The following is a 16,067-nucleotide window of genomic DNA, read 5'->3' as shown; positions in this document are numbered from 1 at the left end:
GCCTTCGGCAGCTCTCCAGGAAGAATGAGAGCCTGCGGTCCCAAGCCTTACAGCTTCTGGCTTCCCTGAAGCCAGGCTGGAGGCAGCGTAGCATGGGTGATGGCTTCGCTTCGCAGATAATCCGACAGCTTGTTAACAGCTTGACGGAACTCATCCGCAAGCAAATGCAATGCGGCTCCCGAGCCAAACGCGACTATGTATGCGCCGACGCATATCTGGGACCGTCATATTCCGACCGCGGGATCGTCGGATGGTTCCAGGGGCGGATTGAATGGAGACCGCAGGCGCTGGGAAATCGCAGTCTGTTGGCGGCCCCCCCGCAACAAAGCGGTGCGCGAACTGATGAACGTGAAAGTGAAGCACCGCAAGCGCTACCGCCCTTTCTGTCCTAGCGTCATCTGCGGCGTGCCTTTGCCTGCTCCGACCAATAACATTTCGTCCAGACGATCAGCGCCGGACCACAACTCTGCGCCGAGCTTGCCCGCGCCGGCTTCGATCGCGGCCAGCATCGGGATGATCCGCTCTTTCTCGCATTCGGGATGCAGCAGCGTCAGCTTCAGAGCTGCGAGACCCCGGTAAACTGTCTTCCCGATGACGACGATTCGATCATTCCAGAGGCGGCCAGGAAGCTGCCGATTGACCTTGTTGATGAGCGCGTCCGGCAGGCTCTGCCCAGCGGGTCGCCATCGGAACAATACGATATTGGTTTCGGGCCGGACCAGCAATTCGAGCTCCGTCGATTTCTCAATCTCGTCCGCGGCAAATTGCGCTTGCGCAAGCATCAGGTCGAGCAGTTCGCCCACGCGTTTCCTGCCGAGCGCCCGCAGCGACATGAACACCTTCAAGGCATCGAACCGGCGCGTCGTTTGCAACGACTTCCCGACCAGATTCGGTCCGAGACTATCGGCCTTATCGCTCGGGCTGAGGTAAGCGATCGACCGATCGAGGATCGACAGCGTCGCACGCCTGCGAACCATGAAGACTCCGCAGCTGATGGACTGGAACAGCAGCTTGTGGAAGTCGATTGAGACGGAATCGGTGAGTTCGATACCGCGCAAAAGCGGCGCGTGATCGCTCAACAGCAGCGCGCCGGCGGCGGCAGCATCCAAGTGAACCCACACGTTCGCGCCGTGGGCCACAGGCATGCATTCCTCGATTCGATCGATTGAGCCGCATTCGGTGGTGCCGGCCGTCAGCGCCAGCGCGATCGGACGATGACCTCGATTGACCTCGGACCGTATCGCCCGGTCGAGCCTGTCCGCGCTCAACTTGCCATCGCGCTCGGCCTCGATCGGCACGACTGCGGATTCGCCGAGACCCAGGATGTGGGCACTTCTGGCGACTGAGAAGTGCGCAAGCTCCGAGCACAGAATGCGCCACCCCCGTGCCTCGGCCGGCAAGCCGGATATCCTCACAGTGTTCTGTTCGCTCGCCTGGGCGTGATCGCGCGCCAGCATCAGCCCCATGAGATTAGCCTGCGTTCCTCCACTCGTGAACACGCCATCACCGGCCGCGCCGAACCCCACGAGATCGCTCAGCCAGCGCACCACATGGCATTCCAATGCCGTTGCGGATGGGCCTTGGTCGAACGAATCCAGCGACTGGTTGCTCGCGCTGATCAGAAACTCCGCAACCAACGACGGCAACATTGGCGCGGAGTGCACATGCGCGACATAGTGAGGATGCGAGACCGAGACGAAGTGCGGCATGATCCGCTCGCGCACCTCCAGCATGACGGCATCGAGACCGCGGCCCGCGGCCGGGCACACTTCGAGCGACGCCAGCAAGTGCTGGAGCTGGTCAAACTTGATGCCGCTCGTCGGAGCAGATTGCTCGTCCCAACTTTCCATCACGTGATCGATGACGCGCTCCATGGCGTAGACGAAAGCGGCGTGGGTGCTTTCATCGGTCGCCGGGAACGGACTCACGTGATACGCTTCACCGGTCGGCACCGTCAGCTCCTTACTGAACGCCCGCCCGTCGCAACAGGCGAGGAGGTATCGGTTATGTCGGCGGCTGTCGCGCCTTGACGCGGCTCCTGGAAAAGGTCGCACGGCGCAAGACCAAGGGAGGAACGAACGGTCGTACGAAAACGGCTATTCCTGCGGTTGATCACCCGCTCCGTTTCGACGGTCTTATGGTTGTCACTGCTCATTCAACACTCCCTCTACTTTTCAGACGGCGTTTGCGGTGGTTGAGAAGGGACGGGCGACTGCACCACGCAGCGAGAGCCGAGGTGACTGGTTGACGTGTCGATCGGCTTGGTTTGCCGAGTCGCGGGGCGATAGCGCCGGCAGTAGTTCGGCGCATACAGATGCGAGCCCCCTTCAGGACCTTGCGCGGAATCCTGATCGCGGGCTGGCAGGGATCGTAGCTCGCCGCCGCGCGGCCGCCGCGCGGATTCTGCGGAATCGCCGGTGCACTCCCAGACATTGCCGATCATGTCGCATACGCCGTATCCGTTCGCTGGGAATGCTGTCACCGGCGAGGCGCGATCGATGCCGTCTTCGCAGAGATTCTGGATCGGAAAGTTGCCCTGCCAAATGTTAGCCATGAGCTTGCCGCCGGGCGTCACGGCATTGCCCCAGGCGTACTCCTCGGCTTCGAGCCCACCGCGTGCAGCGAATTCCCATTCGGCTTCAGTGGAGAGTTCCTTGCCTCCCCATTTGGCATAGGCGGGCGCGTTCGAATATGCGACGTGGACGACGGGATGATCGCCGAGCACATCGATATTGCTGCGCGGACCGTAAGGACGGCGCCAGTTCGCGCCCCGCATATAGGTCCACCATTGGCCCAAGTCCCCTAGGTTGTGCCCCCGGTGCGGCGGCTCAAACACCAGCGAGCCGGCGTAAAGCATATGCGGCAGCGCACCGGAATAGTGTGCCGGATCCGGTGCTGTCTCGGCCACCGTGATGTGGCCGGCCTGGTTCACGAACGAGCGAAACCGCGCGTTGGTGACCGGGGTACGGTCAATCCAGAAGGCGTCGACCCTGACCCGGTGCGACGGAGCTTCCTCCCGATAATGATGATCGGAGCCCATGCGGAACGTGCCGCCCGGAATCCAGACCATCCCGTCGGTCCGAATAGCCAGCGGAGACTCGGCGCGCGCGAGGTCGATCTGCAAGATGGCGGTCCACCCGCATATGCTTATCGCGGACAGGAAGTCCTGCGTCTTGGATGGATCGGCGTAGTACCAGCACATGCCCGGCGCCGGCGGCGCACCCGCCCATGTCGCCGCAGCCGCAGCTCCGACAGAGCCAATCGCCGCGCCCTCCGCCACTGCTCCCCCAATCGGCCGGCCATACCAGCCATGGTCGCGCTCACGGGCCAGGCCGCGCGCGTTTTCTTGCCGTTTTTCACCTGCCGCCCGGATCCATCTGTTCTCTCTATGACGCGCAAATTCTACGCCGATCACAAACACGCTGTTCACAGCGTTGAAAGTTAGCGGCGACGTGACAAGAGGCCCGTCGACATCGGCCGAGCAGGCGCCGTCCCTGCCTTATGTCACGTGCCGCAAACCTCACCGGCCAGGCAGGGCCTCAACTTGCGATGGTAGTTATGCCTAAGGGAGGGAGATTGCCCGAGGCACGTTGAGGCTATGCATTGTTCGTGCCAGCGAATACTCGAAAGTTAGCACCACTTTGTGCTCGCTTTGTCCGCATTCCGACATTTTCAGATCTCGATCGTTGCAGTCCGGCTTATCCAGTGATTTCGACGCGCGTGGTGCGGGATCAGAGTAACCGCGATCTTCGCGTTCAAGAGGTGTCGCGCTAAAGCCTGGGCGACCTTTGACTACTGTGAACCGACGTTAGCAACATGGCGCCGGTTCTGCCGGTTGTTCGGCATGGACGACTGCGATTCCCGGGCTTTTTGGAGCCGCGCCGGATGGCCGAGAAGGCGCTCACCGCCGTGGTGCAAGAAGCCTACGTGCAGGGCGTCTCGACCCGCTCGGTCGACGATCTGGTGCAGGCGATGGGGATGAGCAGCATCTGTGAAGGTGCGCCAGCAGGGACGCATCGTGTTGGTCGCGGTGATCGCCGCGGTCGGCGTCAACAGTGATGGCCGGCGCGAAGTTCTCGGCACGGACATTGGCCCCTCGGAGGCTGAGACCTTCTGGACGGCTTCCTGCGCAAGCTCGCTCGCCGTGGCCTGCGCGGCGTCAAGCTGGTCGTGTCCGACGCCCGTGAGGGCATCAAGGCGACCGCCGCCAAGGTGCTCAATGCCAGTTGGCAGCGCTGCCGCGTGCTCGCACGCCGGCAAGAGCGGACGACGTGTCCTCTCTGCCTTCCTCGCAACCGCCTTTGACCCAGGACGATGCGGAATCCGCACGAGCGCAACGTCGGAAGGTCGCCGACGACCAGCTCCGCCCCAAGCTGCTCAAGCTTGCCGGCCTCCTCGATGAGGCCGAGACCGATGCGCTGGCCTATATGATGTTCCCGCCGCAGCACCGGACCAAGCTGCACTCGGCCAACCCTCTCGAGCGCCTCAACGGTGAGATCAAGCGCCGGACCGAGGTCGTTGGCATCTCCCCCAATGAAGACGCCATCGTCCTTCTAATGGGCACGATCCTGCTCGATAGAACGATGAATGAGCCGTCCAGCGCGCCCGCTACATGACGCTGGAAACCATCGCGCGGATGGCCGCCAAGGCCTCGATCACGGCCCGCAGGCGTGAGAAAGTGTTCCTCCGCCATTACCCGGTGCAGCATGCGCCTATGAGGCCGCTCGATCATCGGCTCTGTCACTTCCGGTTGGCGCTCCAGCTTCGAGCATGCCCATGTCGTGCGCCGCGGCGAAAGCTTCGTCGCTCTGGCCGAGGGCTTGCAGAAAGCCCCGTGGGCGCTCGGCGGCATCGCAGCGATAGCCTTTCAATGTCGTTCCGGAATCCGGCAGCCGACGCGCGGGAGGATCTGACACAGCGCTATGCCGCGCCGCATCAGACATTGTCAGAAGTCCGACAAAGGAACGCTTTCTAAGCCCGACAACAGCTGCCCGTCAGCTTGCCATCAGCTTGTCTGGGTATCCTCGCAGCAGGGCCTAAGCAGCCCGAATTGATCCGTAGAGACTAGCGCAGCACAGAAGGTAAATCGTCATGTATGATCGAATCAGTGGCTCGTCCCCATGCACTAGACAAGCTGACGAACCGAGTCAGTCGGTGGATAGCAGCAGCTTTACGGAAACACTTGCAGGTCTCGCGCCTCGTTGGAGCTCGCAACCGGGGGAGTTGCCCGACAAGATGGGGGCCTGCTGCAGCAAGCCACATACCTCGGATGCAAACGTTCACACTTCTAGCGCCTCCGACCCCAGTACATCCTCTCCAGAGAGTCCGGCCACCTCCTTGTTTGAATACAGAACCGCCGACTTGCGTGATGCGAATGTGGACGGCATCTGCGTTGGACTGACTGCGGAGTGGTTCCGCAATCTTAACAACAGCCCATCAACCCGAATGAGTGCGCTCACACCCGGATCGCAAACGCACGCCTCAGCGGCTGAACGGCAGCAGCAATATCAAAATCTCAAGGATCAGTTGCGCAGCAGGGGAGCAGAATCTTCTCAGGCCGACCTTCAGGCACAAAATACCATTTTGGAGAACGCAGGCTTGGAACCGGCTGGAGAAGAGAAGAGATTCGCATTCGGCAAGCCTTCGAACGTCAAGCGCATGGTGAACGAAATCAACGAAGATGGATCGAACCATTTGCTCAGCTTGTATTTCGCCGAAGGCGGCGCACACACGATCGCGACGTCGGCCTCGAATGGAAGGACCACGGTTTTTGACCCTAACTATGGAGAATTTACTGTTCGGTCAAATCCGGACCAGATGGCTTCATTGTTACAAAGCCTCGCCAATCGTTACAGGAATCCCAACGGGCAGCATTTATCGACAATCACGACGCAAAGGATGCAGTGAGTTGGGCCTTCTTGCCGGTGGTGATTGGCGCCTTCTGTGAAGGCTCGGATTCGTCGGCCGGCGGTCGTTGTATCGGGGGCCAAATCTGCGGCGGATAGCCGGCTGCGTGCCGGCTGGCGAGTGTGCCGGCATTGATAGCGGGGGCGCCGGCCCCCGCTATCCATGACGGCCGGCACAAATTGCAATTCTGTTTCGGAATGACCGCCTGCGGTTTCTCTGTTTCTCTCAATTGACGTCGCCAAGAAGCAATTGTTGCGGCGACAATCCATGCCGTCCGCTATCAAACCACGCGCTTGATCCAGACCGACTGTGCGCAGGGTATGACTTTCCACGACATCAGCTTTCGTTCGAAGCCCGTAAAGCCGATCGCATCGACAATGGTTCAGCCAGGATGTGACCTCACAAGCAGCCGCGGATCGGCAAGCTCCGCGTTTGCGATGCGATCTGGATCGTCGAGCGGAAGAACTCAGCATCGCGCTCCCTGGGCTTTAACCTAATGACGCGGCCGTTTCCATTCGGATCGCCGGTCTGCAGATGGAGTTATGGATCGCCTGCCCGATTTTAGCATCCGCCAGGTCCCGGAGGACGCAAAGGAAGATCGTTATGGTCGTAAGGCGCCGCTCGGTTAACCGATCGAGGATCTCGCGCGCCGAGCGCGGTGTTCCGGGTCGCTCGACCGGGTTGACCGCGGCGAGAAGCGTGTCGTGCGAATTGCACTCCCGCATGAGCGCGTGATCGTCGGGTTCCCGGAGTAGCCGCCATCCCAATAGGGCTCGCCATCGATCTCTATCGCTCGGAATAGAGTCGGCAAGCAGGCGGAAGCAAGCAGAACGTCGGGTGTAAGCTCGGCATTGCGAAACACACGCCCGCGGCCGGTATGAACGTTGGTCGCCGTCACGAACAAGCGGATCGGCGAACCCGCGAGCTGTCGAAAATCGACCGACTCGGCGAGGACCTGGTGCGAAGTGGTGCTGCCCCTACTCCGCGCGTGATGCACGACCGAAACTAAGCACAGACCCGAAACTCTCTTGCCGCCCAATCATGCACGCAGCTTCACAAGCCCGAGGTGCTTTTAACGCTCGGTACAATTAAGTAAGCGACATTGTCACATGTGTCTCGAACCAGCACTCGCCACAAGCCTGTCTGCTGCGCTCTTCTGAGTTCGACCCGTGCGACAAAAAGCCGTCATTTATTTGCGAAGCGCAGTTGTCAGGATACGTTCATGCGAGGGCATAGCTCGCCAATTTCTACCGATATTGTTGAAATTTGCGCATAAGCTAGACGACATTCGCTGACTGCTGCTTGGCGCGCGCTACACTGCGCCGGCCGTTAACGCCGATGGGCACCTCACCAGCTATGGCCGCGCGACGGACAAGGCGAGGTTGGTCTCCGTAATCCCTGGCCGCATAATGCATAGTAGCTCGGTTGTCCCACATGACCACGTCATCCTGCTTCCAATTCCAGCGCAGTGTGTTTTCGGGCGCGATGATGTGAGACTCGAACAAGTCGAATAGCCTCTGGCCGTCATATCTCGGGACGTCAACGAGGCGTTTCGCATACATGCCCAGCACCAGCGCGCGCTCGCCGGTCTCGGGGTGAACACGTACAAGCGGATGCTCGGTCTCCAGCTTTGCTTTAAGGACTCTGTCATAATGCTTCTTGTCAGCTTCGGTCGGCCGAGAAAATATAGCGGGATCGAACGCGTTGCTGTGAACAACCAACAGGTCGTCGGCAAGCCGTTGCAGCGGCGGAGGCAAATCGAGGTATGCGGTCGCGGTGTTTGCCCATACCGTGTCGCCGCCGGTAGGTGGAATTACAACGCCTCGGAGCACTAAAATCTTGGGATAGGCCTCCATGTAGGCCATATCGATGTGCCAACAGTCAGCTCGGAGACCGCGCACCGTATCAATCTCAATCATCGAAATCGTTCCCTTGAGAGTACTCACCGTCGGAGCCGGCGGGAGAGCTTTCCCAAATCGACAAGCGAAGCGTTCCTGTTCTACGTCGTCCAGATGACCCTGCTCGCGGAAAAAGATGACCTTGTATTCGAGCAGCAGACCGTTGATCGCAGCGATGGTCTGCTCCGGCAAATCGCCCGACAGCTTGATGTTCAGTATTTGGGCGCCAATACGTCCCGAACGTTTGACGACATCGGCAGGTGCAATGACGCTATCGATCAAAGCTCTCCTCACTCACGGCAGCATTCTCCAAGTAGCTAGACGGCTTGTTGGTACTGTTGTTGCTTCTACTATATAGTGTTTCTCTATTTCCATTGCAGCTATCTTTTCTGGTGGTTGATGGCACCTATCGAAGCGCGATGTGATCTGAGGCCGGCAAACTGGACCACTTGGGTTAGCGTTTTCGCCACCGAATCCCATCGGCTTGGAGGTGCGAAGGACGATGAAGGCCTTGAGATTTTCGGACGCCCAGAAGGTGTTCATCCTCAAGCAGGGCAGTGACGGGATTGCGGTAGCGAAGATTTGCCGTAAGGCCGGGATCAGCCAGGCGACCTATTTCAACTGGAAGAAGTAGCACGACAGGCCGCTGCCGACCGAGATGCGACCGCTGAAGCAGCTCGAGGAGTAGTACGGCAAGCTGAAGCAGCTGGTGGCGGACCCGTCGTTCGACAAGGAGATGCTGCAGAACGTGATCCGCCGAAATGTATGGTCCACTCCGTCCGTGCAAGGCTTTTCGGTCTCGTAACGAGCACAGTCTGCTTAAATGTATCCGGCCTCTCGCGAGTGAGCTGCGGTTGCAGCCAGGCCAAGATGAGATACGCGCGCGCTGTTCCTGGATAGCTTCGTCGTGCTGGAGCACGCTTTCGGCAGGAAGGCTTACAGTGCGCCGATCAACTGTCTCGTCATCGTTTCCTCGAGCCTCGCAGTCTGTCGACCTAGAACTCTACGCCACCGTGGGATCACGGCGTTCGTAGGTTGCTCCCGGCCGATTGAGAATCACCCATGCGACGCGAGCGATCTTTGCCGCCAATGCAACCGTGACTTTGTTGATGTGCATGCGCTTCTGCAAGGTGTCGATCCAGGCGCCGAGCCGGTCTCGGCTGCGATCAAGGTGGATGACACAGGATCGTGCGCCGTGGATGAGCAAGCGCCGCAAGTAGCGGTTCCCTCGGCGGCTGATTCCCAGCAGTGTCGTCTTTCCGCCAGTGGAATGCTGTCTTGGGACGAGGCCCAGCCAAGCTGCCATGTCTCGTGCCGTGCGGAACTGCCGACCGTCTCCAGCCGAAGCCAGGATTGCGGTGGCGATGAGTGGGCCGATGCCGGGTACGGTCATCAGCCGTCGAGATCGCTCGTCCTGTGCAGCATTTGCTTCAATCTCACGGGTGACTTCGGTGATCCGCTCTTCGAGATGGCACAGATCGCCGAACAGATCTCCCAGCAGCCGGCGCATCATCGGCGTCAGGTCGTTTTCCTCGTTGGCCAGTACTCGCGGCATGTCGGCCTTGAATTTACCCACACCCTGATGGATTGCGACGCCGAACTCGATACACAGCGCTCGCATCTGGCAGATCAGCCGGGTTCGCCCGGTTACCATGCGGTCGCGGATACGGTGAAGCGCTTGCAGCTCCGCCTGCGTCTCCGTCTTGATCTCAACAAAGCGCATGGTCGGCCGCGTGACAGCCTCGGCGATCGCAGCCGCGTCGATCACGTCGTTCTTATTCGACTTGACATAGGGCTTCACAAATTGGGCGGGAATGATGCGAACACGATGCCCAAATGTCTGCAGGTGACGTGCCAGCCATTGTGAACCGGGGCAGGCCTCCATACCAATCAGCGCTGGTTGAGCCTCTCTAAAGAACTGCAGCAGCTTATCGCGTCGGAATTTCCAGTTGCCGATAATCGCGCCATCGGCATCGGCTCCTGCGATGTGGAAGACGTTCTTGCCAAGATCGACTCCATAGACCGCCACGTTCGTTGGTTTGCGATGTGCCATGACCACTCCTCCTTGTCTGCACCGCCATTGTTGCACTGGGAGGACGGAGTGGACCATCCCATTAGCTATGAAGCCTGGCCGGACCCTCAAGCTGGTCGACGAGGTCTGTGGCGCGCGGCAGGTGTTGATCCGCAGAACTTATGACGCTCTCGAGTTGGACCGCTCGACCTATCACTACAAGTGCCGCAGCTCCGGCCAGGCCGCCCGCGGATTGCTTGCGAGGACGCCCTCGGCTGATTTTCGGCCGATATTTCTGTCGCGCCGGTCCGATTGAACAGGACGACGTTTACCAGTGGCGGCATGCAACGCTCTGCGATTGCTTTTGCTTCTTCCGGCTCCGCCATAAACTTTCGTATCGTCAGGCGCTCCCCTTGAGGTGCCTAATTTTTACCAAGGTTCGATTGAGCCGCTGGTCACGATCCTCTTAGCTGCATGTGCGGCTGGCTACAACGACAACTCATTCGTCTTCGCCGGTTTCGTCGACTGATAGCTGATCGGGAGGTCGTGAATTCTATTTTTCGTTGGAATGGTAGCCTTTGCCGAAACGTGGATAGAAATACTGATGGAACCGTTCGAGCTTGCGTGGTGCGAGCTCGAATACCAACGGGTGCTCAGATGCCTCGAAGAGATGGAGAACAAGGGAGACGACGCGTGACCTAAGTGTTGTCCGGTGCCTTTCTTCCAACCATCGGTGTTCATCCATTCATATCAAATCAGCGCGCAACTGCACCAAAGGTCAGTCGGATAATCAGCCGTCGCTGTCTGCCGTCCTGGGGCGACTTCACAGCCCGAGCAGATGAACTGGCCGCTAATTTATGTCGCGCGCTCGGAAAGGACGCCACGTGCGCGACATCGCCGGATCCTTGGATCATTCGTATCTGGCGATAAGTTCGCCCGCTTTTAGCTCAAGGCCCCTCAAATCGACCTCCCCGAGTTCGGAGTTCGCGATCGTTGGCTCACCCACCCTGGCCACCAACGGTGCCGCCACGGCATCCGCCTGACCAGGCATTGCGAAGGCATATACGGCGTATAGAAGCTTGTCGTTCTAGACGCTACCTATCGAAACCATCCACCCGGCTGCCATCGCAGTGTTCATCCGATAGCCAGGTAAGCGATCACATTGCGCCCCCACTTGCTAGCAGCCAGCTCCCAATTCTACAAAAGGGAAGAGCCTAGAGGGCCGAATTATCGATCGCTAGGATGCTGCTCGGCGCCACGAACGACCACACCGAGCGTCTGGCCTTACGGCTCGATCAAAAGTTCGCCCGCGAACCTTCGATGACGCGCGCCAGTCGCCATGAGCGCTCGTGCTTTCGCCTGTAATCCTCGCGCGCTGCAGTGATCGTGCCGCGCTGGTGATGTTGGCACCGTCAACACAGACCAGCCGCCTGCTGAAGCAAGCTTAAGCGGATGATCCGCTATTGTGATCAAGGCTCCCGTAATGGCGGCCTTCTTGTGCCACACATGCCTACGGCGGACCACAACGGAATGATAGCAACAATGAGACCACTACGCCGAGCGCGCAAGCAATTACAGCACGTCCATCTGGTCTGAACCGAGCAGTCTGCCCCAAGCGATTTGGCGCAAGCTTTCAACGAGGAGGACAAATCAAATGGCGAAATCCTGGAAGAGCCAACGATCTTGTGCCTAAGCCGGATAAGAATGATACCGCTTGCGATTTGACCTCGGACGACTACGATTTCTGTTCGGCTCAGCGTGCGGCGGATCTATACATCGCCGCGTCAGCCCAAACGGGCGGCATCGTGTTTGCTTGCATCCATCCCTTCTCCGCCCCGACTGAACCGATCTAGCTGCAGGCATTTCGAGTTCGAGCGGCTAGCGCTGGTTCCGAAGGTAGTGCAAGGCTCCGCCTCGATCAGCTGGAGCCGGAGCTATGTGGTGCGCGTTGATCTCCCGTACTTGCGTGATTTTAATGGCGCCTGCTTCGCTCGCCATCGTATCGGCCGCGATATTCATGCAATTAGCTAGTTCGGTCTCCGAATCCATTGGCTCCGGAATTCCCGAGGCTCGGTAGCGCGTAGACGACGCCTACCGGGAGCGCAGCACAATGGATGGTTGGGTAGTGACAGTTGCTGTGTTCAAGGAGGACGGCGACGACGAAGAATTCAGACACGTATACGCGGTTGCCGTCGCTGACCCGTCCGAAGCAGTGCGGATTACGTTAGCAAACAGCGGCGCAAGGGCCGGAATGCTTAATTGTCCGCTGCAAAAGGAGCAATTACAAAAGCTCGGCCTGAAAGCCGGCAAACTGATCGCGATACAAGATGGCAATCATCCGAGCCCCTCCCTCCCTGGGCGTCATTAGAGCATGATTGGTTCATGTTGAAGCGTATCCGGCGTTTGCGATGTAGTTGGCGCATTCCTGGGGCGTGAAGCAGTTGAGTAGAGCGCCGATGCGCATCCAGGTTGCTTCGACGGTTCGCTCGGCAGCTTTTCGGAGCAAGGTCTTGAGCTTGGCGAAGACCTGCTCGATCGGATTGAGATCCGGGCTGTAGGGCGGCAAGAAGAACAACTTTGCGCCGGCGGCGCGGATGACGCGACGGACGGTCTTGCCTTTGTGACTGCCGAGGTTGTCGATGATGACAATGTCGCCAGGCTTAAGTGTCGGAACCAGCATTTGCTCGACGTAAGCCAGGAAGCTCTCGCCATTGATCGGACCATCGATCACGCAGGGCGCCTCGATGAGATCATGGCGCAGGGCGGCCAGGAAGGTCAGCGTCCGCCAGCGGCCATGCGGGGCCTTGGCGATCAGTCGCTCGCCACGTGGCGCACGGCCGTGGGTGCGCGTCATGTTGGTTTTGACCCAGGTTTCGTCGATGAAGACCAGCCGGGAAGGATCAAGCCGTCCTTGATATTTTCGCCATTGCGCCCGCCGCCGGGCGACGTCGGGGCGATCCTGCTCGCTGGCGTGCAGTTTTTTTGAAGCTGATGCCTTCGTGTTCGAAGAAGTGCCACACCGCGTAATAGCTGACCTTGATCCCGCGCTCGGCCAGCTCCGCCAGCAGGGCGCGCAACGTCACGTCCGGCTGTTCGGCAAGCCGCTTGAGCAGCCAGTCGCGTTCGGAAGACAGCGCGTAGGGACGATTGCCGCCCATCTGCCGCGCCGCCGCGCTTCCGGTCGCGCGAAACCGCTGCGACCACTTCACCACGCTCGCAACACTGACCTTGAAGGTGGCAGCCACCGACCGGCAGCTCTCTCCCGCCGCTACCGCGGCAACAACGCGCTCGCGCAAATCAAGAGAATAGGCCCGTCCCATCAGATGCTGGCCTCCTCCAGCCAGCATCTTGAATCAGAACCCCGCTGATTTGGGAATCCCCAATCGATTCAGACCAAAAGGATCACGCTCTAGCCGCTCGTCTGCTTTCGTTCAAACCCGTCGGGTTGACGACAGTGACGCACCGATGCATGCGTTAAATTCAATCGTTTCTCGCTTCATGACTGGCACGCCGGTTGCTGAGCCAGGTGTAGCTTGGTCCTTATTGAATGACCCTCGTGAGGGCCAAGCCTGTTCGCGGCGCGACGGCGTGCGGGCGGTCGTGAGTAGCCGCCCGCACGCTTTTCATAAATCAAGACCATCTGGCACACGAGTTGCTGAGAGGGTTATCGGCTTGGCTGTTTATCTTCACGCAACCCCAGACAGACCAAGCTTGGCGTAGCAACCTTCGCGCGGGCGGTACCTCCAGACGCCCGCGCGTCTTTTCCGCAGGCCGCACGGCCTTGGGCGGCAGAGTGCTGTGGAGATCGTTCCATGACCCGTGATGAGGCTGCAATGGATCGTCTCACATTTGTACCGACTTTCGAAGCCGCTCTCCGTTCCGCTGATGCCGAGAAGCTCGTCGCACTCCGGGAGGGTGTCCGCCAGAGGTGGCCCAGATGAGTTCGCGCTGGCGACTCCGGGACTTATGCGACAAACATCAGCTCACGCTCTTCAGGTTGATCTCGATCATCTCCGACGCTGCTCATGAGGAGCACCGCCCATGAGTATCCTCCCGCCCAAACCATACCATTGTCATCGCCGACGCGGCGGCATCGGTCGCCAATGTGGCTTGGACAGCACGGCGATATATGTGCCGGCAAATAAATCGGCCGAAGACATCGATCAGCGCGAAAGGCGTGCGCAATGGCCGGCCCCATCCATCTTCGACGGCGTGACGTGCTCAGCGCAATTTCGCCATGATGAATGAGTGTGAGGTCCGTCGCCATGTCGCCATTAATCGTTATTGTCGCTTCGATGCACCTGAGCCTGTTAGCCACGATCAACATCACTGCTCAGCGCGCAGACAATATAGACGAGTGCAGGACGATGGGGGAGGCAGCAATCAAAGCCGCGACTATGAAGCCCGGCTCTTCCGCTTCCTATGTCTGCCACCATACCACCCTCAAACGAGAATTGTCCGGCGCGTTAGGCATCGTTGCCTATCAGAACGAGGATGGCGGAATAACGATCCTAGAGGGATACCTGGCAACGCTATCGGACTGCAAAGTTGCTGGAATGGTAGTAGTCGGCAGCAAATTTGTTCCCGGCGCAACGGCTTGGGCGTGTTACGAGCTGACTAGCTTTACGCGCTGAGCCGTGATTGGTCATGCAAGCATGCTCTTCGAAGCTGCCCGCTTCAGTTGGGTCGGAGACGAAGACCTCCAACTAACCCAGCAATATCCTTCTGGCTCGACCGGAACGACTGATGCGGTCAACACCTGCGGTCGGACGACTCGCTAATCTACAGGTCGCGCGGGCTCGGTGGATAACCTGTCCGAACCAACGATCCAGGAAATGCCTCGAGAGAACTATTATGGATAATCGAAAGCTCCACCAAGGCGCGTACTTTTCTCCTCATATAGACTCTGCCTTGCTGCCGAAGCCCGTCGATCTGACGCCGAATATCCCTTCGCGTTTGTTCTGCCACCCCTTGCCTGATCGGATCTCTGCCTCCTCTGCGATCCCAGTGGCTGCGATGAACCGGAAATCCCGTCTCGCTAAAACCCTTCAATTTATCTCAAACGTCGCGGCGACTACACATTGCACGCAAGCCTATGCGACGGACCGGCGCCAAGATTGTCTTGGTCGTCATTCAGCTAGTCGTCTCCACCTGGTGTTTGGATCCGATTGTGACCAGATAGTCCCATCAGCTTCGACTGGATGCGAGCTAGTGCGTCGCTGAGCCTCGCAGCTTCATTAAAGCGTGTTTCCGAGTATGGCGGAAGCACGGACGCGTCGTGCGCGAGGGCCTCCGCTGTATTCGAAAGCCGACCTAGGGGCGTCCCGAGCCACTGTGCCGCACATAAGAGCAGCGCTAGTGTGGCAATCGCGCACGCACCGAAACTAATCCAGAACGATCGGATCAAATCACGGGTGGACGCAAGCGCTTCGTCGGCACTCTGCCGAACCAGAAGAGACCAGCCAAAGCTTGGAAGGTTCGCGAAGCTGACCGTCGGAACGATCACCGTGAAGTAGTCCCTGCCGTTCGGCCAACGCTCGCGTAGAGACGCAGTCGTGACGCGGCTAGCCGCAATCGCCGAGCCGATGTTAAGCGGCTTGTTGATGAGATCCGGCGGGCCAAACAGGATGGTTCGATCACCCGAAAGCAGCAGCACGTCAATGCCGGGTACCTGTAACGAGTCCATGCCTTCTGCGACCCATTTCCAGTCAAGATGAGCGCCGATGACTCCGGCAACGGAGCCGGCGTGGTGCAACGGCGCAGCCAGGTCGATAAACCGATATGGCTCACGAGCTGCGGGCAACTGGGTGGCCAATAATTGAGCAGCATGGACATCGATAGCCGTCGGCGAGACAAGGCCCCGCCTAAACCAGGGCCGCTGTGCAACGCTCACTCCTTCGAGCATGCCGTCTTTAGCCACAAGAATGGTCCCTTCGATATCCGCCACGCCGAGCCAAGTGTAGCGCGCATCAAGGCGGCTCAAGAAGTCTATTTGTTCCCGTGCATTTTTAAGATCCGTTAGGTCAATGAGCTGAGCGGACCGAGCTACATCCATCCAGACGCCATAGAGCCGGCGTGCCAGCAGCGCGGAGCTTAACTCGCCGCGAATCCTTAACGCGTCGAATTGCAGCTGCTCTCCCCGCTGCTGTAGCAAAGCCGTGTAGACCGTTGCGGTCACCATCGCAGGGACCAATATGAGCAAGGCGCCTCCAAAGAACACCAAGGAAAGTAGGCTCGGTCTTTTAGGCATC

Annotated in this window: 10 protein-coding genes and 4 pseudogenes; 7 read left to right on the top strand and 7 right to left on the bottom strand. The window is 59.2% G+C overall.

Features of this window, described 5'->3' with window-relative positions:
* Nucleotides 1-92: 92 nt before the first annotated feature.
* On the top strand, nt 93-392 hold the full coding sequence (locus ACVISU_RS29430) for a carbamoyltransferase C-terminal domain-containing protein (protein ID WP_456709243.1): 300 nt from the start codon (nt 93-95) through the stop codon (nt 390-392).
* Here the strand turns inward: ACVISU_RS29430 and ACVISU_RS29425 are convergent.
* Both ACVISU_RS29425 and ACVISU_RS29420 read right to left on the bottom strand, forming a co-directional pair.
* Nucleotides 372-1,952 (bottom strand): pyridoxal phosphate-dependent decarboxylase family protein, encoded by a 1,581-nt coding sequence (locus ACVISU_RS29425; RefSeq protein WP_456709242.1) that lies wholly within the window; start codon nt 1,950-1,952, stop codon nt 372-374. The genes ACVISU_RS29430 and ACVISU_RS29425 overlap by 21 nt on opposite strands.
* Before the next feature lie 215 nt (nt 1,953-2,167).
* Nucleotides 2,168-3,421 carry a formylglycine-generating enzyme family protein gene (locus ACVISU_RS29420; protein WP_456709241.1) on the bottom strand — a complete coding sequence of 418 codons (1,254 nt, stop codon included), beginning with the start codon at nt 3,419-3,421 and terminating at the stop codon, nt 2,168-2,170.
* Between the two features lie 407 nt (nt 3,422-3,828).
* On the opposite strand from ACVISU_RS29420, the pseudogene ACVISU_RS29415 reads away from it, so the two are divergent.
* The 3 genes and pseudogenes from ACVISU_RS29415 to ACVISU_RS29405 all read left to right on the top strand — a co-directional run.
* Nucleotides 3,829-4,633 (top strand): annotated as a pseudogene (locus tag ACVISU_RS29415) (IS256 family transposase); the annotation flags it as partial.
* Between the two features lie 87 nt (nt 4,634-4,720).
* Nucleotides 4,721-4,924, top strand: a pseudogene (locus tag ACVISU_RS29410) (IS21 family transposase); the annotation flags it as partial.
* Between the two features lie 167 nt (nt 4,925-5,091).
* Nucleotides 5,092-5,907: a YopT-type cysteine protease domain-containing protein gene (locus ACVISU_RS29405; protein WP_456709240.1), complete on the top strand. Its 816-nt coding sequence runs from the start codon at nt 5,092-5,094 to the stop codon at nt 5,905-5,907.
* Between the two features lie 563 nt (nt 5,908-6,470).
* Here ACVISU_RS29405 and ACVISU_RS29400 read toward each other — a convergent pair.
* A pseudogene (locus ACVISU_RS29400) lies at nt 6,471-6,862 on the bottom strand (patatin-like phospholipase family protein); the annotation flags it as partial.
* 322 nt (nt 6,863-7,184) lie between these two features.
* Nucleotides 7,185-8,087, bottom strand: coding sequence for a TauD/TfdA dioxygenase family protein (locus tag ACVISU_RS29395; protein ID WP_456709239.1), 903 nt, complete (start codon nt 8,085-8,087; stop codon nt 7,185-7,187).
* Nucleotides 8,088-8,307: 220 nt separating this feature from the next.
* On the opposite strand from ACVISU_RS29395, the pseudogene ACVISU_RS29390 reads away from it, so the two are divergent.
* Nucleotides 8,308-8,565, top strand: a pseudogene (locus ACVISU_RS29390) (transposase); the annotation flags it as partial.
* A gap of 243 nt (nt 8,566-8,808) precedes the next feature.
* Here ACVISU_RS29390 and ACVISU_RS29385 read toward each other — a convergent pair.
* Nucleotides 8,809-9,858 carry an IS110 family RNA-guided transposase gene (locus ACVISU_RS29385; protein ID WP_456709238.1) on the bottom strand — a complete coding sequence of 350 codons (1,050 nt, stop codon included), beginning with the start codon at nt 9,856-9,858 and terminating at the stop codon, nt 8,809-8,811.
* Nucleotides 9,859-11,926: 2,068 nt separating this feature from the next.
* Here ACVISU_RS29385 and ACVISU_RS29380 point away from each other — a divergent pair.
* The gene (locus ACVISU_RS29380; RefSeq protein WP_456709237.1) at nt 11,927-12,184 is read left to right on the top strand and encodes a hypothetical protein; all 258 of its coding nucleotides are present in this window, start codon (nt 11,927-11,929) and stop codon (nt 12,182-12,184) included.
* Nucleotides 12,185-12,196: 12 nt separating this feature from the next.
* Here the strand turns inward: ACVISU_RS29380 and ACVISU_RS29375 are convergent.
* A protein-coding gene (locus ACVISU_RS29375) for an IS630 family transposase (RefSeq protein WP_456709236.1) occupies nt 12,197-13,136 on the bottom strand; the annotation gives its coding sequence in 2 pieces (ribosomal slippage) (nt 12,197-12,788 and nt 12,787-13,136; 942 coding nt in all).
* Between the two features lie 945 nt (nt 13,137-14,081).
* Here ACVISU_RS29375 and ACVISU_RS29370 point away from each other — a divergent pair.
* Nucleotides 14,082-14,450, top strand: a complete 369-nt coding sequence (locus ACVISU_RS29370; RefSeq protein ID WP_456709235.1) for a hypothetical protein — start codon at nt 14,082-14,084, stop codon at nt 14,448-14,450.
* A gap of 503 nt (nt 14,451-14,953) precedes the next feature.
* Here the strand turns inward: ACVISU_RS29370 and ACVISU_RS29365 are convergent.
* Complete coding sequence (locus ACVISU_RS29365) at nt 14,954-16,066, bottom strand: cache domain-containing protein (protein WP_456709234.1); 1,113 nt, start codon at nt 16,064-16,066, stop codon at nt 14,954-14,956.
* Nucleotide 16,067: the final 1 nt, after the last annotated feature.

This window comes from Bradyrhizobium sp. USDA 4452, from assembly GCF_054063575.1.
Note: the sequence above shows the minus strand (reverse complement) of the source record. Positions and strands in the feature narration are given on the sequence as shown.